Annotated in this window: 7 protein-coding genes; 1 reads left to right on the top strand and 6 read right to left on the bottom strand. The window is 59.3% G+C overall.

Translation table 11 applies throughout. The annotated features are described in order from the left end of the window. Nucleotide 1: 1 nt before the first annotated feature. On the bottom strand, nucleotides 2-1,342 hold the full coding sequence (locus GUY40_RS01080) for an HlyD family type I secretion periplasmic adaptor subunit (RefSeq protein WP_166567080.1): 1,341 nt from the start codon (nucleotides 1,340-1,342) through the stop codon (nucleotides 2-4). A gap of 6 nt (nucleotides 1,343-1,348) precedes the next feature. Next, nucleotides 1,349-3,085 (bottom strand): type I secretion system permease/ATPase, encoded by a 1,737-nt coding sequence (locus GUY40_RS01075; protein ID WP_166567079.1) that lies wholly within the window; start codon nucleotides 3,083-3,085, stop codon nucleotides 1,349-1,351. A 592-nt stretch (nucleotides 3,086-3,677) separates the two neighbouring features. On the opposite strand from GUY40_RS01075, the gene GUY40_RS01070 reads away from it, so the two are divergent. Then, the gene (locus tag GUY40_RS01070) at nucleotides 3,678-14,276 is read left to right on the top strand and encodes a peroxidase family protein (protein WP_166567078.1); all 10,599 of its coding nucleotides are present in this window, start codon (nucleotides 3,678-3,680) and stop codon (nucleotides 14,274-14,276) included. A 645-nt stretch (nucleotides 14,277-14,921) separates the two neighbouring features. On the opposite strand, the gene GUY40_RS01065 is transcribed toward GUY40_RS01070, so the two are convergent. Genes GUY40_RS01065 through GUY40_RS01050 form a run of 4 tightly spaced genes read right to left on the bottom strand, consistent with a single transcriptional unit; the run spans nucleotide 14,922 to nucleotide 21,075 of the window. Beyond that, entirely contained in the window at nucleotides 14,922-15,770 is an 849-nt protein-coding gene (locus tag GUY40_RS01065; protein ID WP_166567077.1) for an aminotransferase class IV, read from the bottom strand. A 52-nt stretch (nucleotides 15,771-15,822) separates the two neighbouring features. Further along, the gene (locus tag GUY40_RS01060; protein WP_166567076.1) at nucleotides 15,823-16,710 is read right to left on the bottom strand and encodes a mitomycin antibiotic biosynthesis protein; all 888 of its coding nucleotides are present in this window, start codon (nucleotides 16,708-16,710) and stop codon (nucleotides 15,823-15,825) included. Between the two features lie 14 nt (nucleotides 16,711-16,724). Next, nucleotides 16,725-17,729: a hypothetical protein gene (locus GUY40_RS01055; protein WP_256675614.1), complete on the bottom strand. Its 1,005-nt coding sequence runs from the start codon at nucleotides 17,727-17,729 to the stop codon at nucleotides 16,725-16,727. Beyond that, complete coding sequence (locus GUY40_RS01050; RefSeq protein WP_166567075.1) at nucleotides 17,698-21,075, bottom strand: ATP-binding cassette domain-containing protein; 3,378 nt, start codon at nucleotides 21,073-21,075, stop codon at nucleotides 17,698-17,700. The genes GUY40_RS01055 and GUY40_RS01050 overlap by 32 nt, the downstream gene beginning before the upstream one ends. Nucleotides 21,076-21,077: the final 2 nt, after the last annotated feature.

Raw genomic sequence — 21,077 nt, 5'->3', positions numbered from 1 at the left:
TTCATTGTTCCTTGAAGGAGCTGTCCACACGGTCGAGCATCGGTTTGAGTAGATAGCTCAACAGGTTACGCTCGCCAGTCTTGATGGTGACGCTGGCGGGCATGCCGGGGCGAATGTGATTGCTGCCAAGCAGACTCATGCCATCGGGCGTGACTTCCACCTGAGCCAGATAGAACGGTTGCTTGCTTTCCTCGTCGAGCAGGCGGTCGGCAGAGATGGTTTTCACGCGGCCGGGGATGTTTGGCGTCTGGGCATGGTTGAAGGCCGGGAAGGCAATGTCCACGGCAAGGCCGGGGACCATCTTGTCGATGGCCTGTACGGGAATCATCGCGTCGACCTGCAGCGGTTCGTTGACCGGAACGATTTCCATGATCTTGAAGCCGGGCTGAATTATCCCGCCGACGGTGGCAATGCTCAGGGACTGGACCATGCCATCGATGGGCGATCGAATCACCGTGTGGGTCACTTCATAGTCCAGAGCGCGCAAGCGGTCGGCCAGGGTGGTGTTTTCCTTGGCGGTGTCGGTCAGCTGCGATTCGACTTCCTTCAGGTAATCGTGCTGGCGCTGCAGGATGCGCAGCTTGATTTCGGTGGTCTGACTACGCACGCGAGCGATGTTGTTGAGGTTCTCGGCCTGGCCGGCGGAGAGGTCGGCATTGCTGCGTTCCAGCTCCAGCAGGCGGTTGCGCGGCACATAGCCTTCGGCCGTCAGCACGCGGGTACCTTGTAGTTCCTGGTTGAGGAAGTTGATCTGCGAGGCGCGGGCGCCATACACCTGCTGCAGGCCCTTGAGCTGCACCGCCGACGCCGTCAGGTTTTCCTGGAGGATGCTGATTTCGCCAGCGAGACCGGCGCGCCGGGTGTCCAGCAGGCGCTGTTGCAAGTCCATGGCGGCCACCAGGCGCTGGTCATCCTTGAAGCGCTTGAGCAATTCGGGATCGTAGGTCACCACATCGCGGCCGTCGCGTTCCGCTTCCAGGCGGTTTTCCACGGTCTTGCTGACGATGTACTGCGCGCTGACCGCACCCTGTTCGGCAATGGCACGCAACGCGTCGAGGCGAACCACCTCCTGGCCTTTTGTCACGACATCGCCTTCGCGGACGAGAATGGCTTCCACTGTGCCGCCGCTCAGATGCTGCACGGCCTTGCGATTGCTGGTGACTTTGACCGTGCCTGTCGCTACCACGCCGGCATCCAGCGGCGCCAGCCAGGACCACAGGAGAAAGCCGCCGAAGCCGGCGATGACCAGCCAAATGCCCAACCGCGCGGGTTTACGGACATCCCGATCGATCAGGCTCTTGGGATCGGAGGGAATCATTTCGGTGTGTTGGCTCATTTGCATGATCGGTCACTCCCGTGCTTTGACGGAGGCCAGCGGAGTCGATGCGCCTGCAGGCATCACACTGGCCTTGCGCAGCGCTGTGAATACTTCATCACGTGTGCCGAGCATCTGCACGCCGCCGTCGCGCAGCATCAGCACCTTATCGACGGCGCAGAGCACGTTGGGACGGTGGGAAATCAGAATGACGGTGGCGCCGCGGCCCTTGAGTTCGGCCAGCGCATCCACCAGGGCCTTTTCGCCGACGTCGTCCAGGTTGGCGTTCGGCTCATCCAGCACGATCAGATTGGGTTCGCCATACAGCGCGCGGGCCAAGGCGATGCGTTGCTTCTGGCCACCGGAAAGCGGGCTGCCATCGGTGCCCAGGCGGGTGTCATAACCCTGGGGAAAACGCAGGATCATCTCGTGCACTCCAGCGCTCTTGGCGGCGCGGATGACCGCGTCACTGTCGACTTCGCCAAAGCGCGCAATGTTGTCGGCGATGGTGCCCTCGAACAGCTCCACGTCCTGTGGCAGGTAGCCGAGCCAGGGGCCAAGTTCGCCCTTGTTCCAGGTGAACATGTCCGCCCCGTCCAGGCGCACCTTGCCGGCCTGCGCCGGCCAGACGCCAACCAGCAGGCGGGCGAGGGTGGATTTGCCCGAGGCGGACGGGCCGATAATGCCAAGGCTTTCGCCGGGGACAAGGCTGAAGCTCACCCCGCGCAGAATCGTGTTGTTGGTACCGGGGGCACCGGCATACACATTCTCCACCGCCACCATGCCCAGCGGCCGCTGCAGCGACATGCTCGGTGGCCGGCGCGGATAGTCGTGCAGCATCTCGTTGAGCCGGCCCCAGGCCGAACGGCAGCCGAGCAGTTGCTTCCATGACGCGATGACCTGTTCCACCGGGCCCAGCGCGCGGCCGGTGAGGATCGAGCAGGCAATCATCATCCCCGGGGTGATCTTGCCTTCGATCGCCAGCAGTGCGCCGGCGCCGAGGATCAGCGACTGCAAGGTGATCCGCACGAAGCGCCCGGTGCTGCTGATCATGGCGGCGCGGTCGGAGGCCAGGGTCTGCATTTCCAGAATGCGCAAATGGCTTTGGTACCAGCGCTTGCTGATCGACGGCAGCATGCCCATGGCCTCGATGACCTCGGCATTGCGCAGGTTGTTGTTGGCGTATTGGGCGGAGGAGAGGGCGGCCTGATTGGCTTCGGCCAGCGGCTTTTGCGTCGCCTTCTCGGTGAGATAAGCCAGGCCCACCAGAATCAGCGAGCCGATCAGGGTGAGCAGTCCGAGCAGCGGGTGGATCAGATAGGTGACCAGCAGGTAGATCGGCGTCCACGGCGCATCGAAGAAAGCGAACAGGGCATTGCCGGTGATGAACTGGCGAACCTGCGAGAGATCTTGCAGGGCCTGGGCCGGATTGCCTCCGGCGCGGCTCAGGTTGCGCTCGAAGGCAGCGGTGAAGATACGTCGGTTGAGGTCCATGTCGAGGCAGTTGCCGACCCGGATCAGCACGCGGGTGCGGACCATTTCCAGCGCGGCCATCAGCAAGAACAGGCCCATCACCAGAAAGGTCAACATCATCAGCGTCGTGACGTTGCTACTGACCAGGGCCCGATCATAGACCTGCAGCATGTACACGGCGGGAGTCAACATCAAGACGTTGATGACGCCGCTGAACCCTGCCAGCGAGTAAAAACTGCGGCGCAGGCGAAAGAGCGCGTCGGCCAGTTCGGAGCGGGTGCTCGACTGTTTGTGCATTTTGGTCATCCCTCTCCGAAAAGCCGGTTGCCCTTGCGGCGCAACAGCTAACAGTAGATGCAGTTGGCTAGCAGTAGATGTAGTTCCGTAGGCAGCTCGTCGACACGCAGGCTGGGTCGCTTTATTGGCGACTTTTGCGAAATCTCTGCGTTGCTCCCGCATGCAGCAGCGTAGATTGCGTTTGTTTCCTTGACGATACAGTCTGAAATAACATTTTGTTCTATAGCGGCGCTGTGTGAATCATTAATCATGCAGTGATAGCAATTTGCCTTCTTTGTGCGCGCGCCCTACAGCATAGCCGATACCCCGCACATACCCATCCGTCCCCAAAAGTCCCCAAAAGCCCCCCCGAAAGCCCCCACAACTGGGTGACCGCAACGCCTGTCGCCTGTTCGGAAATCCCCCTGCAAGCCTTGCTGCACGGGCCTTTCAGTTACATGCGCATGAAATTTGCGTAAGCCACCTCACCATTCCATTCCACGGGCCTGATTCATTCCGCGAACTCCAAGCGCGCAAGCCAGCACCTGACTGGGCGTGGGAGGGTTTTTTCGTCCCGTGCCTTTCCCCAGATAGATCGAGGACAATCAACGAAATGGCCAATTTCAACAAGTCGGACCTGCAATTCATCCTCAAGCAAATCTTCATCGCAGAAGCGCATGCCGACGGCGCCAATCTCAGTGATTTGCTACCCAACAGTCAGGTGCCATTCGGCCTGCGTACCGTCGATGGCAGTTTCAACAACCTGGTCGCCGGGCAAAGCGAGTTTGGCGCCGCGGACAATTCCTTCCTGCGCCTACTTGATCCCTCGTATCGAGCGGGATACGCCGGGACAGGGTCGGTGATCGACCCGCAGCCACGGATTATCAGTAACCTGATCGCCGACCAGACTGCCAACAACCCGGCCGCGGTTGCGGCGAACGGCGGTGCCGCCCCGGTGATCAGCCCCGGTCTGGATGGCGTGTTCGGCACGGACGATGACAAGCAAGTGTTCTTCATCCCCAACGAGTCGCCGGACGCCGGTCTGACCGCCGGCTTCAACTCGTGGTTGACCTTCTTCGGCCAGTTCTTCGACCACGGTCTCGACCTGGTTACCAAGAGCAGTACCGACTTCGTGTTTATTCCGCTGCAGGCGGACGACCCGTTGTTCGTACCGGGCAGCCCGACCAACTTCATGGTGTTGTCACGTGCAGTGCGTACCGCCGGCGCGGACGGAGTACTTGGCACTATCGATGATGGCCAGCCCAACACCACCTCGCCGTTCATAGACCAGAGCCAAACCTACAGCTCGCACCCGTCGCATCAGGTGTTCCTGCGCGAGTACGCCCTCAACGCGGCCGGTGACCCTATTGCAACGGGGCGCTTGATTACCAACCGCGATCTCGGCGCCGATGGCAAGTTCGGCACTGCCGATGATGGCGCCGGTGGAAATGGCGGCATGGCGACCTGGGCAGTGGTCAAGGCCCAGGCCCGTGACATTCTCGGCATCAACCTGACCGACGCCGATGTGCACAACGTGCCGCTGCTGGCAACCGATGCGTATGGCAACTTCATCCGGGGGCCGAGCGGCATGCCGCAGGTGGTGATGCGCGTCAGTAGCGGTGCTGACGGTATCGCCGGGACGGCGGATGACATCACTCAACTGGTCGAAGGCAACCGGGATGCTCCGATCAGCCTGGCCAGCGCCGTGAGCACCGGGCATGGCTTCCTCGACGACATCGCCCACAATGCCGAGCCGGTAGTCGTCGGCGGGGTTCTGCAGGCGGATGCTGACACCGATGTCGGCAATGCGCAGCCAGTCGGCGCGCGCGGCAATAACCTGACCTATGACAACGAACTGCTCGACGCTCACTACATTGCCGGCGACGGCCGGGCGAACGAGAACATCGGCCTGACCGCCGTGCACCATGTGTTCCATTCCGAGCACAACCGCCTGGTCCAGCAATCCAAGGACACCATCCTGGCCTCCGGCGATCTGGCCTTCCTCAATGAATGGCTGGTGGACGACGTGGCCGCGGTACCGACTGCACCCGCCGATATCGCGGCGTTGGTGTGGGACGGCGAACGCCTGTTCCAGGCCGCCAAGTTCGGCACCGAGATGCAGTACCAGCACCTGGTGTTCGAGGAGTTCGCGCGGACCATTCAGCCGCAGATCGACGCATTCCTTGCACCCAACGGGTATGACGCCTCGATCAACCCGGCAATCCTCGCTGAGTTCGCCCACGTGGTGTACCGCTTCGGTCACTCGATGTTGACCGAGACCGTCGATCGCTTCGACCCCGAGTTCAATCCGCTGCTCACTGATCCGAACAACCCGGACTCGCAACTCGGTCTGATCGCGGCCTTCCTCAACCCGCTGGCGTTCGCCGGCAGCGGGGCTACCGCGGACGAAGCGGCAGGGGCGATCATTCGCGGTGTGACCCGCCAGCTCGGCAACGAGATCGACGAGTTCATCACCGAAGCGTTGCGCAACAACCTGCTCGGTCTGCCGCTCGATTTGCCGAGCCTGAACCTGGCGCGTGGTCGTGACACTGGCATCCCCACGTTGAATGAGGCGCGCCGTGAGTTCTACGCATCAACCGGCGACAGCCAACTCAAGCCGTACATCAGTTGGGCTGACTTGGCGGACAACCTCAAGCACCCCGCGTCGTTGGTCAACTTCATCGCTGCCTATGGCACGCATGACACGATTACGGCGGCGACCACGCTGGCAGACAAACGCGCTGCAGCCCTGGCGCTGGTATTCGGTGGTGCTGGTGCGCCGGCTGACCGCCTGGACTTCCTCAACGGCAGCGGTACCTGGGCCAACGTAACGCAGGCCGGCAAGGATGGGCTACTGGGTACTGCAGACGACCTGACGGGTGTGACGATCACGGGCGTCGACGACATCGAATTCTGGGTCGGTGGCCTCGCCGAGAAGAAGATGCCGTTCGGCGGGATGCTCGGCTCGACGTTCAACTTCGTGTTTGAAACCCAGATGGAGGCGTTGCAGGACGGCGACCGCTTCTACTATCTGTCACGTACCGCGGGCCTGAACTTCGGCACCGAGTTGGAAAACAACTCCTTCGCCCAGCTGATCATGCTCAATACCGACGTCACCCACCTGTCGAACACGGTGTTCCTGACGCCGACTTTCACTCTCGAAGTGAATAAGCCCCATCAGTTCACTGGCCTTGGCGCGGACGGCAGCGCCGATCCGACTGGCGGCATCATGATCAACGGCGTGGAGATCGTGCCGTTGGTGATCCGCGACAACCCCAACACCTCGGGTGCCGACAGTAATTATCTGCAGTACACCGGTGAAGACCATGTCGTCCTGGGTGGCACTGCCGGCAATGACATCATCATCTCCAGTGAAGGCGATGACACCGTTTACGGCGACGGCGGCAACGACCGCCTGGAAGGCGGCGCCGGGAACGATGCGGTACTGGGCGGCGCGGGCGATGACATCATCTCCGACTCGTTCGGCGACAACCGTCTGGAAGGTAATGCCGGTAACGATGTGATTGTCGCCGGTAGCATGCTGGCTGGAGGCAACCTGATCCTGGGGGGCGATGGCCAGGACTTCATCGTCACCACCGAAGACATCTCCCTTACCTTCGGCGGTCAGGGTGACGATTTCATCCTCGGTGCCAAGACCAACCTGCCAGCTACCGGCAACGAAGGTGATGACTGGATCGAGAAGGGCACCCAGGACGGTGCGCCTGGCGACAACTTCTCGCCGCTGTTCAATGACGATGTGATCGGCAACGACATCTTTGTCGGTGGTGCTGGCTTCGACGAAATGATCGGCGAGGGTGGCGATGACATCTTTGTCGGCAGCGATGCCCAGGACGATATGGACGGTATGTCCGGTTTCGACTGGGTGACCTACAAAAATGACAAGGCCGGCGTGACCGTTGACCTGACCATGGCCACGCTGGCGCAGCCACACGGCAACGCGCCAAACCAGAATAACGGGGTGTTCAATCCGGTCGGCGCCTCGCCGGCCTCGATTCTCGACCGTTTTGCCGAGGTCGAAGGCTTGTCCGGTTCGCAATTCGGCGATGTGCTCAAAGGCGATGATGTTAATGCGGTCACTATCATCGACCACGGTGGCACCACGGGCAGTGCGCTGACCAATGTGGCGTTGATCCGCGGACTGGAGCAGCTTCTGGCCGATGCCGGTTTGCCGACCACCGGCTTTGCCACTGGCAACATCATCCTCGGTGGCAATGGCAGTGACCTGATCGAGGGCCGCGGTGGCGACGATCTGATCGATGGCGACAAATGGATCAACGTCAGAATCGCGGTGTATGGCGCCGACGACGTCAACCATACCGGCCCCGAGATCGCAAGCTTCGACAGCATGACCGATATGATTCCGTTCATGCTGGGCGGCACCTATAACCCGGGTCAGCTCAAGGCCGTGCGAGAAGTCATGCCTGGCACCTCGACTGGCGGGGCGGCCTTCGACACCGCCATTTTCTCCGGGCTTCGGTCCGAGTATGTGGTGACTCGTGACACCCGCGGCACGGCCAATGTGGCGGACGATGTCTGGACGGTGACAGATACCGAAGCGGGTCGCGACGGCACCGATACCCTGCTGCATATCGAACGCCTGCAGTTCGCCGATATCCAGCAAGTGCTGGTGCCGGGGCTGAATGCACAACCGGTTGGCACGCCGACCGTCACGGATGGAAACGGCGGCGCGATAACGGTGGGCGACATACTGACCGTGAGCGTGGCCGGGGTGCGCGATGGCAATAACGTCGGGGTGGGTAATCCGCAAGGTTTTATCACCAACGCCTCGGTGTCCTACTATTGGCAGTTCGAAGCCACGCCTGGCAGCGGCGTGTTCGAAGACATCATCCGGCTACCTGCGGGTGACATGGCGTTCCAAAGTGCCGACGGCACCAGGTTCAAGGTCTCCCCGGATCTTGCCGGGCTGACACTGCGAGTCAAGGCGATCTACCAGGATGGTCATGGCACGACTGAAGTGGTGTTCTCGCAGCCGACTGCCGTGGTGGTTCCCGGCGCGCCGGTTGTGCCGACGGCGCCGACACCCGTCGTCAATGCTACCGAGGGAGGCGAGGGCCTTCACATGGTCCGCTCCGACCTCAATTTCATCCTTGATCAGATCAAGATTGCCGAGGCTGACGCGGCCGGTCAGGACATTCTCTCGCTGATCCCGAATATCCGTGCGCCGTTGGGCCTGCGTGCGGTCGATGGGTCGAACAACAACCTGATGAACCTCAACGGCATCAACAACACCGAGTTTGGTGCCGCCGATAACGTCTTCCCGCGCGTGACCGATCCGGTCTTCAATCCGGCGCAAGGCGCTCCTGCCGGCTTCTTCGGCCCCGGTTCGCCGGCCATCCCCGGATCGTCGTATCAGCAGACCAGTGGCTTTGTGTTTGACTCGCAGCCGCGCACCATCAGTAATCTGATCGTCGACCAGACGTCGAACAACCCGGCCGCCTATGCCACGGCTTACGACCCGGGTGCGGACGGTGTGCTCAATTTCGGCACGGCGGGTAACGACGACGTGCTCAAGGATGGCACACGGATAGTCGCCAGCCCCGGCATGGATGGTCGGTTCGGTACTGCCGACGACCACGATGTGTACCTGTTCGAGAACACCACGGCGGATGCGGGGTTGTCCGCGCCGTTCAATGCCTGGATGACCTTCTTCGGGCAGTTCTTCGATCATGGTCTGGACCTGCTCACCAAAGGCGGCTCGGGCACTATCTTCATCCCGCTGCAACCGGATGATCCGCTGTATGTGCCAGGCGGTCATACTAACTTCATGGTGCTGACCCGCGCGACCAACCAGCCAGGGGCCGATGGTATTCTCGGCACGGCCGACGACATCCATGAGCACACCAACACCACCTCGCCATTCGTGGACCAAAACCAGACCTACAGCTCGCACCCATCGCACCAGGTGTTCCTGCGCGGTTATGAGCTTACCGACAACGGCCCCATAGCGACCGGCAGGCTGATCACTAACCGTGACCTGGGGGCGGACGGCAAGTTTGGGACCGCAGACGACACCGAGATCGGTGGCATGGCGACCTGGAAGGTGGTCAAGGCGCAGGCCAAAGACATCCTCGGTATCCGCCTTACCGATGCCGACGTCGATAGTTCCCCGCTGTTGGCGACCGATGCCTATGGCAATTTCATCAAGGGGCCGAACGGCTTCCCTATGGTCGTGATGAAGGGTGCTGACGGTCTGGGCGGCACGGCTGATGACGTTCTTGTCGAAGGCAATCCACTTGCCCCCGTCGACCTGACCAATGCGGTGCGCACCGGTCACCAGTTCCTCGCCGACATTGCCCACAACGCAGTGCCGGTGTTTAGCGGTGGCGTGCTCGTTCGTGACACCGATAGCGATATTGGCAACGCAGTGCCGGTCAATCCGCAGACCGGGGCCAACCTGGCCTACGACAACGAGTTGTTGGATGCGCACTACATCGCTGGCGACGGCCGGGTCAACGAGAACATCGGCCTGACCGCGGTGCATGCGATCTTCCACGCCGAGCACAATCGGCTGGTAGCGCAGACCAAGGACACCGTGCTCGATTCGGGTGACCTGGCCTTCCTCAACGAGTGGCTGCTCACTCCGGTGAGCGGGTTGCCAGCCAACCAGGCTCAGATCGATGCGCTGGTGTGGAATGGCGAGCGCTTGTTCCAGGCTGCCAAGTTCGGCACCGAGATGCAGTATCAGCACCTGGTGTTCGAGGAGTTTGCCCGGACCATCCAGCCCAACGTCGACCTGTTCTTCGCACCGACCCAGGTCTATGACGTCGACCTCGATGCCTCGATCGTCGCCGAGTTCGCTCACACCGTGTACCGGTTTGGCCACTCGATGCTGACCGAGACCGTCGATCGCTTCGACGTCAATTTCAACGTGGTTGGCGATCCGAACAGCGCTAATCCCGATCAACAACTTGGCTTGATCGCGGCGTTCCTCAACCCGTTGGCGTACGTCGCCAGTGGCGTGACGCCAGAGGATGCGACCAGTGCGATCGTGCGTGGGGTGACTCGGCAAGCCGGTAACGAAATCGACGAGTTTGTCACCGAGGCGCTGCGCAATAACCTGCTCGGCCTGCCGCTTGACCTGCCAGCGATCAACATCGCCCGTGGCCGCGACGTGGGGATTCCCTCACTCAATGCTGTGCGCCGCGACATCTACAGCCAAACCGGTGATACCCAACTCAAGCCGTACACCAGCTGGGTCGACCTGGTGCAGCACCTCAAGCATCCGGAGTCGTTGATCAACTTCATCGCTGCCTATGGCACGCATGACACGATCACGGCGGCGACCACGCTGGAAGGCAAACGCGCCGCAGCCATGGCACTGGTATTCGGTGGTACGGGTGCGCCGGCTGACCGCCTGGACTTCCTCAACGGCACCGGTACCTGGGCCAACGTAACGCGGGCCGGCAAGGATGGGGTGTTGGGTACTGCCGACGATCTGAAAGGTGTGACGGTCACGGGCGTCGATGCCATCGATCTCTGGATCGGCGGCCTGGCCGAGAAGAAGACTCCGTTCGGCGGCATGCTCGGCTCGACCTTCAACTTCGTGTTCGAGAACCAGCTGGAAAAACTGCAGGACGGTGACCGCTTCTACTACCTGGAGCGTACCGCTGGCCTGTCGATGAATGCCGAACTTGAAAGCAACTCGTTCGCCAAGCTGATCATGGCCAACACCTCGGCCACTCACTTGCCGGGTCTGGTGTTCTCGGACCCGGCGTTCTATCTGGAAAGGGACCAGAGCAAGCAGTACAACGATGGCCTGGGCAACGCCGATCCGCTTGGCGAGAACGGCAAGCAGGTGGTGTTCCGCGACAACCCGCTGACCGCGGGGCCAGACACCAACTACATCAAGTACACGGGTGAAGAGCACATCGTGCTCGGCGGCACCAACAATGCTGACATCCTCGTCTCGGGTGGCGGCGATGACACGGTCTGGGGTGACGGCGGCAACGATCGCATCGAAGGCGGTGACGGCAACGACCAACTGCGCGGTGGCGCCGGTGACGACATCATCACCGACCGCGGCGGCGACGATAACCTCCAGGGTGGCGACGGCAATGACGTGCTGCACGGCGGCAACGGCGTCAACCTGATCATTGGCGGGTTCGGCAATGACTTCATCGTTACCGGCGAGGACGCCTCCGAGGCCATGGGTGGCCACGGCAACGACTTCATCCTGGGCAGCAAAGCCAACGAACAGGACATGGGTAACGAAGGCGACGACTGGATCGAGAAGGGCACTTCGGACGGTGCACCTGGCGACAACTTCGACCCGCTCGGCAACGACCCTGTAATCGGCCACGATGTGTACATCGGCGGTAACGAGAACGACAAGTTCAACGGCGAAGGCGGCGACGACATCATGGTCGGCAGTCTCGGCTACGGTGACCGCTATATCGGCGGTTCCGGCTATGACTGGGCAACCTTCAAGGGGCTTGCCCAGGGCGTGACCATCGATTACAGCGACCGCTTTTTCGATGTTCCACCGCTGCCAGGTTCGGGTGCCTCGACGCTGGTGAGTTTCAACATCATGGAAGGTCTGTCGGGTTCCTCGCACGGTGACTTCCTGCGCGGTGATAACCAAGATGCAACATCGCTACCCACCGCGGGTGCTACCGGCAGTGTGCTGACCAACATCAGCCTGATCAACGGCCTGGCTGATCTGCTGCCAGCCGGAGCGACGTTCTTCGACGGCGGCAACATCATCCTCGGTGGTAGCGGCAGCGACCTCATCGAAGGTCGCGGTGGTGATGACATCATCGATGGTGACAAGTGGCTGAACGTACGCATCAGCGTACGGGCGAACGCTGATGGCACTGGCGCGCAAATCGCCACGTTCGACAGCATGGAGCCATTGGTGCCGCTGATGCTGAACGGTACTTACAACCCGGGCCAGTTGGTCATCGTGCGGGAGATTCTTACCGGCAATGACAGCTTCGACACTGCGGTGTACTCCGGTAATGCGGCGCAGTACAGCGTCGTGATCGATGGCGACACCGTCGTTGTGACCGACTCGGTGGCGGGGCGTGATGGCGTCGATCGCCTGACTGGCATCGAGCGTTTGCAGTTCGCTGACGTTGCGCAGTCGTCCGGAGTGGGCACCGCCCAAAACAACGGCCCAGCGGGTCACCTGGCGATCCTCGATGATGCCACCGGTGTGCGTGACGATACGCCTGTCGCCGGCCAGCTACTGCGTGTCAGCGATCGGGCGGTACACGACGTGGACAACCAGAGTGTGGCCAATCCGACCGGCGCGGTGACCGGTGCGGTGGCTTACTACTGGCAGGTCGAAAACATTGCCGGTTCGGGCGTCTACGAAGACATCACCTTTGTCGCCGCCGGCGAGGCATCGCGGGCAATTGGCAACACCTACCGGGTGACGGACGATGTGGCGGGTCTGAACATCCGCGTCCGGGCGGTGTATCAGGATGCCAAGGGCACGCTGGAGATCGTCGACTCGACGCCGAACAGCCTGCCGACCCTAGTACCGACCGTAACGGGACTTGCGGTGCAGAACCAGGTGTTGACTGCTAACCCGGCGAGCATCATTGACGTTGATGGCCTCAGCAATCCGCAGTTCACCTTCCAGTGGCAGGTAAACAGCGCGGCTGGCTTCGTCAACATCGGCGGAGCGACCAACAGCACGCTCGCGCTTGGCCAGGCTCAGGTTGGCCAGACGGTGCGCGTGGTGGTCAATTACGTGGATGACTTCGGTGTGGCCGAAAGCGTTGCGTCCGACGTCCTGGGGCCGGTGGCCAACGTCAACGATGCACCGACAGGCGCGTTGCTGATCAGCGATATGACACCGGACCAAGGGCAGGTGCTGACCGCGCTCACTGGCGGGATTGCCGATCTGGATGGGCTGGGCACATTCAGCTTCCAATGGCAGCAAGGTGTCGGCACTTCCTTCACCAACATCAACGGCGCGACCGCTGCGACCTTCACGCCTGGTGTGGCGCAGGCCAATCAGCAACTGCGGGTGATCGTGCGCTACACCGATGGCTTCGGCACGCTGGAGTCGGTGACCTCTGCTGCGACGGCGGTGATTGGCGTGGTGCTGCAGGGCAATGCTTTTGCGAACACCCTCACTGGCACCGCGGGTAACGATGTGTTGTTTGGCCTTGGCGGGAACGATACGCTCAATGGCCTGGCCGGTAGTGACCAGTTGTTTGGCGGCACCGGCAGCGACATTCTCAATGGCGGAGACGGCAACGACGTCCTTAATGGCGAGGACAGCAACGACACCCTCAACGGTGGGCTCGGCGCGGATACCATGAACGGCGGTGCCGGCAGCGACACCTTTGTGGTCGACAACGTCGGCGATTCCGTTACCGAGGCGCTGAATGGTGGTATCGATCTGGTGCAAACCAGTCTGGCGAGCTACCTGCTCGGTACCAACCTCGAGAACCTGACCTATATCGGCGCCGGTAACTTCACCGGCACCGGTAATGCGCAGGCCAATACCATCACCGGCGGGGTCGGTAACGACTTCCTCAATGGTGGTGCAGGTGTTGACCGGATGGTGGGGGGGGCCGGCAACGATACCTACGTCGTCGATTCAGTCGGGGACGCGGTGGTCGAGGTGGCGGGTGGCGGTACGGATACCGTGCAGACGTCGCTCGCCAGCTACATGCTGGCCGGTAATGTCGAGAATCTGACCTACACTGGAGTCGGCAACTTCTCCGGCAACGGCAACGCGTCGAACAACGTCATCACCGCTGGGGTGGGTGATGACACCCTCAATGGTGGCGACGGCAACGACATCCTCACCGGCAACGGCGGTAACGACACGCTGCTCGGTGGTGCCGCTGACGACACATTGTTGGGTGGCATCGGCAATGACTTCATCGATGGCGGTATTGGCAACGATACGGTCACAGGCGGTGCCGGCAACGACACGATGGTTGCCAGCAGTGGCAACGATATCTTCCTGTTCGCAGCGGGCTTCGGGGCCGATCAGATCAACAGCTTCGATGCCAACGCGGAGGGAGGCCAGGATCGGCTCGATATTTCCGCGTTCAACATCACTGCTGCGACCTTTGCCGGCAGAGTCACCATCGCCGATGTCGGTGCGGATACCTTGCTCAGCTTCGCAGGAGCTGACTCCATCCGCCTGGTAGGTGTGGCCGACGCAACAACCATCACTGCCACAGACTTCATTCTGGCCACTTGAGGTCCTGATTAGTACTGTCGCAGGGGGCGTGGACAGCGGAGGGGAGGGCAATGGATGCCCTCCATTTTTTTAAAAAAGCCTGGCCGTTCGTTCGGGTGAAAATGCGTGAACCACCATCGCAGATCTGAATGTCGGACAGTAAGGAGCGCTCGATCAACTTTTGAATCGGGAGGCCGCAGCGTCGATGGTTCGCAGCACAAGTTTTTGCCCCGTTCCCTCGGGAGAGAAGCCGAGCTCTATTCGCCGGGGGCCTTCAACACACCGCTCGACTGGATTCAGCCAAGAGGTAGATGTCGGCGTGAAGTGGATGCTGTAACGCGGGTCCAGTGCAGCGAACAGTGAGGTTGTCCCATGCCGTTTGTAATCATACGTGCGAGTCGCAGGATTGCCCGGTGCCCCCATCTGCGCATGCCAGTATGATTTCGGCACGAAGGGAAGCATCCTGTGCGCCCTTGCGCTGGTTAACCCGGCGTAGAAGCTCTGCTTTGTCGGCCTCGGAAAGGGCAATGGCGGTCGCTGGTCGGCTCATGTAGATACACAGCTCTTGATGAGTTGGTTTCTACAGAGCCTAGTGTCATGAGCGGTTAGTTCGATTATGACACTAGCGCCAGATAAACAAAGGGGGAGCATGCTCCCCCCAGCCTGTCAGTGCGATGCGCGCATCACGTTTTTTTTGTATTCCGCGGCCAGCAACTCGACCCATGGATTCTTTTCATAAATCACGTCATCAATGCGGCTGACCTCGGTGATTTCCATGGCGGTGCCGCATAGAAAGGCGCCGTCAAAGTGGCCCAGTTCCGAGCTTGAAATATCGCGCTGCACAATCTGCAAATCCAGTGTGTGAGACAGTTCGTCAATGATGACGCGACGGGTGATGCCTGCCAGGGCCATTTCGGTGGTCGGTGTAATGAGTTGGTTTCCTTTCACAAAAAAGACGTTGGATCCACTCGACTCGCAAACGGTGTCAGTCGTCGAAAGGAACAGCACATCGTCGAATGCGTCACCTTTGTCACGAAAGCTCAAGAAACTGAGCGCATATGTGGACGAGTTTTTTGCCTGATAGGGGTGACAGTGAGCCGGTGCTCGGCGCCAATTGGCCATGGTCAGACGGTAAGGCGTGGTGGCGGACTTGGGGGCGAATGGCAGGACAAATATCGCCACTTTGCTGCGACAGCCGCGCCCCATGAAACTGACGTCGGCGTCGTCATAGAACACGACGATTTTAATGTACGCGTCTACAAGTCCGTTTCGCGCCAGCAGTTCATTGCAAGCGTCGGTCAGCGTGGCGTTGCTGTAGTGCAATTCGTGTTTGAACACCTGCGCCGACCGTTGCAGACGTTGCAGGTGTTCCTCGCATTTGAAAATCCTTGCGCCGTAACTGCGCATTCCCTCGTAGACCGACGAGGCATAAGAAAGCGAGTGAGTGACGGGTGAAAAAGTTATCTGATCCGTTTGGAGGTATTGGCCGTCCAGCCACGCGATTGCCGTAGTCATGATCCATTCCCTGGTTGATGATTGAAGTAGTTTTTATGGCGACGCGGGGGATTCAGTGATTGACGACTTCACGTGCGGTCAGTGCGTTGTAGAACTCGCCCTTGATCAAGCCTTCGCCTTCGTAGCTGTTCGGACGTCCACCTTGAAGCTCGAGTTCCTTGATGATGGATTCGTAGTCGTCCACGGGGACAATCCTGAAGTCCATGCTCACGCGCGTCATGTTCTCAGTGTTCTCTGCGGTCCCGTGTAACACCCGTGGATCGAACATCAGACACTGGCCATAACGAAGGTTGGTCGGCATGGCATCCGTCCGAAGGTCCGCCATCAATTGTGGGCGTTGCTTTGCATAATCGAAAAAAGCGACCCGGCTGTCCTTGTATTCGTCGTAGCTGTAATCCTGCTCTTGGGCGAACGCTTTCAGGGTGCAGATGCTGGTGTGCTTCGAGCAAACGCTGAGTGCTGCTGTATTCTTCACGTCGCAGAATGGCAACCACATGTTGATTTGCTGGAAGTAATCGCCCAGCAGGGTGTCCGAATGGTGAGTGAATAATTCACCGTCCGGCAGCCTGTAACGATCATCCAGTTTTGCGGGGATGTGGTAGCGCACCAACGGGTTATGTTCGAACACGAAATCGAAACCCAGGTGTTGGCTGAGCCAATTAACAAATTTGTAGTACTCCTCGATCATTGGCGCCCCCAGTGTTTGTAGCGGGTCATGCCAATGACCGGAGTCCTCCAGGTGCTGACTGATTTCTTCCCGACTAAGGCATTCATGAATCTTGTTCAGCGGAAAATCATTTCTGAGGTTGTAGAGACCGACCAGCGTCTGCTGAAGTGTACCGGCCAGGTCAAAGGTCGACGTCGGGTAATCCATAATCGAGATGCCATTCTCTATTATGTGCTTGCTATTGAGTTGCCGATTTATATCAAAAAAAGACATGAAAAGATTCCTTGCTAGCTGTCTCTCTTGGTTGAAAATTCATGCATTTGTTTTTGCTGGCCAGTTCTGATGGGGATTAGCCAGTTTTCCAGGTCGACCACCAGGTTGGAACCCATGCGTTTTTTTATATCGATGGCGCCGCGACCCAGACAACTCATCTTGAATCCCAATTCGTCAGCCACTCGATACAGCTGGTAGTAATCGCTGACGTATAAGTTAAGTCCCGGTGGCACCTGACTGCGATCTTGACCTTGTACCAATTGGGAGAAAACGCCGTGTTGCTCATCCGCGTAACTCAGGGAGCCATAGACAGGCACATTGTTCGATTTTTCGTAGTTAATTTTTATGTAGTACTTTGAACCTTCCGTTGAGCGTGCCAGCGCCTGCATCGCCTCAAGGGAATAGAGGTTCCTTACGTGCTGATATTTGTCCACGTTGAACGACTGCAGCGTTGAAAAGGCTTTCAGCACTTCACTGTCTTCAGGCAATTCGCTGAGGCGATACACCTGTGTATGGCAAAGGTCCTCGGCCCTTCGGGTCAGGCGTATCATTTCTTTGTACGGCTTTCTGCCCATAATCGTGAGCAGGCAATCGTCCAGGTTTCCCTCAACGCGCAGATACGCGACTTGCATGAAGGGCACCGGGATAATGTCTGTTTCGTATTGCTGGCGCAGCGAGCTGCTGGTCTTTTCCAAGGACGGTACCAGTAGCCAGTCGGCGGTATGTGCCTCTTGTATCAATTGGTTCAGGAACTGCGGCTCCGGCTGCGCGCTGACCGGCAGGTAAAAGAAACCGGGCGCCACATAGGCCTGTTCCTCATGCAGGGCGCTGTGCTGATCCACCGTCCCTTTAAGCGTTGCTTCCCAGTGGGCAATCCCGCTCAAGGGCAGTTGTGGGTTAGAGACGCCATAACTGATACAAAATGCATCCCGCTGCGTGTGCAACTCCATGTTGACGATCCTTGTATAACGGCTTGTGAGGATGTGTTTATGCTGTTTTTTCAACCAGGCGCTTTTCATGGTTGAAGTTGAAGTTCCTGTTTCCAAGCGTGGAAAGTTCAGGGTTGTGCGTGATGATGAAAAACAAGGTTTGCGGCAGCGCAGTAATCACTTTCTTGATGAGTTGCAGTTCTTCGGCACTGCTTAGCTCCGAGGTGGCCTCGTCGAGAATGGCAATGGCCGGCGTATTGACAGTCAGGTCAAGCAACGCGAGTCGTTGAAGTTCTGACTTGCTCAGGTTTATTTCACCACTCCAGGGAACCTGTTGATTAAAACCACCCGGCAAGCGCTCGACAATGTCCGAAAGTCCAAGATAAGCCGCTCGCTGATAGAGCTCTTCCCGTGACGGACTATTGAAATGTTCGACCAGCAAACCTGGTTTGAATATCGGACTGGAGGTCAGTAACTGCACGTCTTCGGCATGTTGTCGTGCCAGATACCCATCAGTGCCACCCAGTGTAGATATCTGCCCCAGACTTGGCAGCAAGCTGCCCACCACCAGATTGGCAAAGGTTGATTTGCCAACGCCGCTGGCTCCCATGATCACCACCACATCATTCTCGTGAAACGCCTGGTCGAATTGTTCGAGCACCGTTGTTCCGCTGCGCGGGTTAACAAACGTGACGTTTGAAAACGACACCAGTGGCGCATTGTCACGAGCCTGTTGGCGTCTTGGCGCTGTCGCCGGGAAGGTGCCAGCCACCACCAGGCGATCGGCGCTGTCGAGGACTTGTCGCAGTTCCACCGCGCATCTGCCCAAGCGGGCAAAAATCGCAATCAGGCTGTAGGAGAGACTCACCGCCAGCACGTTAGCCATGGTGGCTGTGCCGGTGGCGTGAAAGTAAATTGTTGAGGCCACGATACCGAACAGGAAGAAAACGCCCATCAAGTCCAGTTTGTAGCTGTACCAGCGACGCGTCGCGGCGTTATCCAGAGAAGCGAAGGCCCGCGTGGCCAGGCTGGCGCTCAACCAGTCCAGGATGCTTGAGTTGTTCGCGGTGCTGTCAAATCGGCCGCCATCCCAATTCAGCGCTTGAACGCGTGAAAACAACACGGAGGTCGCGTCGATTTCCCGGGTATTGGACCTCTGCAACAACTCGCCGGAGCGTCTTGCCCCCCGCCAGTAACACAGGCCGATGAGAATGAACGGAAACAGTACGTAGATGTTGTTCAGGACGACGTAGCCCGTGGTGACGGACAGCAAGGTTGCCGCGCTGACGGTTTCCAGCAGCAGGACGGGCAATACTTCATCGACGCGCCGCTGGTCCCATGTCAGCTTGTTTTGGCTGTCGCGATTGATTTCCTGGGTCAGGCGCTCATCCAGGCCAGGGTTCATCAAATGGGAGAAGTAGCGGATGCATTGTGCCGACGCCGCCTCAATGCTTTTCCTGACCGTCATCAACGCCCCGGAAATCGACAGTAACGCACTCACCAGTAAAACGCTGGCCAGTCCGATCAAGGATGCGTGCAGGTGAGTACTCAGATAACCGCTGGCGATCAGGTAGTCGCCGGCAATGGTGAACACTTCTTTGAGCGCCAGCAGGGTGAAGGCAATCAGCGTAATGGTCCCCATGCCAAAACCCATCAGGCTGCTGGTCATTGAGCTGGAACTGACGTGAGGCTGCTCTGCCGGGTCGTTTGCCGTCGAGCGATTTGCCTCTGGCGCCGACCGGACAGAAACAGGACGTACAACCGGTGCGGCGGCAAGTCGAGAGCGGGCGGCAACGTGATGGATTTGCACGCCAGTGACCATGCCGTCAGAGACAGTCCAGACTTCCTCGGCGGCGTCTTTTTCTTCCGGTTTGTCCGTGACGAACATCACCCTGGTGTCGCGCCACGGGCCTTGCAGCAGTGACGTCAACAATCCCGCGGCTAGCGTTTCGTCCAGCCCCGAGGTGGGTTGATCAATGTAGATCCACTCTGGCTGCGCCACCAAAGCGCGGACCAGTTCGACGCGTTTTCCCTGGCCCCTGGAAACGTCCCAGTGAGTATTGGTGCCATGGTTCCGCTCGTTGATGTAATCGAGGTAAAACTGCTCGGGCAAGCGTGCGAGGGCGACGGCATTTCGCACCTCTTCGTCTGAAAAGTCCCGGCGATAGAGACTCAGGTTTTCGCCAAGACCGCCGGCAAATATCCACGGCTCGTCCGGAATGAAAATCGCCTGGCCGGCAGCCTCAGGAAAACGTTGCGCACAGTTTTTCAGCACGGACGTCTTGCCACTGCCTGCGGCACCGACGATAGCGATATGTTTCGCCGTCGTGGAAGGCATTGTTGGCATTTCGGGAGGGGGTGTACTGGGCTCACGGCCATCAAGGTATTGCTCTATATGCTGGTGACCGATAAACCCTTGAGAGATGCTTTGCACAATGTCCGGAACATTATTGGCGACCGATCTCAGTCCACCGATCAATGCGATGGCGGCAAGCACCCCGGGCGCATCGACGTGGCCCAGGTAGACCAGTTGCAACAGGGCTGAGCTCAACAGCGCGGCGATGGGCGTCATGGTCGAGATCAGGCTGATGGCCGCTACCAGACGGGCAGCTTTTTTCAGGGAGGCTTCTTCAAGGTTTCGTTTGGTGGCATATTCGCGAATCAATTCGGCATTCCAGTTTTTCAGCCAGGCCTGGCGCCGATTTTTTGTCGCGAATGCCCCTATTTCTATGCGCTGAGTGGAGTTCAACGACAGCTGTTCATAGGTCATGCTCAGTCGTTGGGCAATCCAGAACACGGTCAGTGAACTGCCGGCAATGACGGCCAAGGCGGCCACTGCACTGACACCCAGGGCAAAAAAGAAAAACGTGGACGTGAATATGACCGTTGCGAGCGCCAGGGTGATCGTGACCAACCCTGACCATGACGATTCGACACGTGCCGCTTCGCGGTCAAACAACGTGGTCAGGCTGAGCGGGAAAGCGCCGCTCTGTGCAGCAGTCCTTTTGAGTAAAACCCGTTGTTCCACATAAGAACGACTGCCGACACCGACCAGCTCAGCCAGAAAGAACGTGTGGTTGAGTGCCAGCCAGGCGCAGTAAGTCAGCGCCAGGCAGGTGGCGCCCTGCGTGATGTTCGAGAGGACTGGCGAGTCACCCTGCATGAGTTGCGCCAGCAGTGATTTGAGGGTGATTGCGGCGCCAAAAGCCGCCGCGGTATGCACCCCGATCGCCACCAGCGCCAACATGACATCCCGTTTGAGGGCTGCAAAAATTCTGATATGAAGCCGTCTTTTCCCGGTTCCCCGCGCATCATGGATGACTGCCTTGCACCAGCGTTGCCAGCGGGAAGCGTGGACCGCATGTGCACCTCGATTTCGTTCAGGCTCAGGCGTCCGAAACCACAGGATCGTCTTCAGGATTTCTGCAATCTTCATGA

Source organism: Pseudomonas sp. R5(2019), assembly GCF_009905435.1.
Taxonomy (GTDB): Bacteria; Pseudomonadota; Gammaproteobacteria; order Pseudomonadales; family Pseudomonadaceae; genus Aquipseudomonas.
This window is presented reverse-complemented; position numbering and strand designations above follow the sequence as displayed.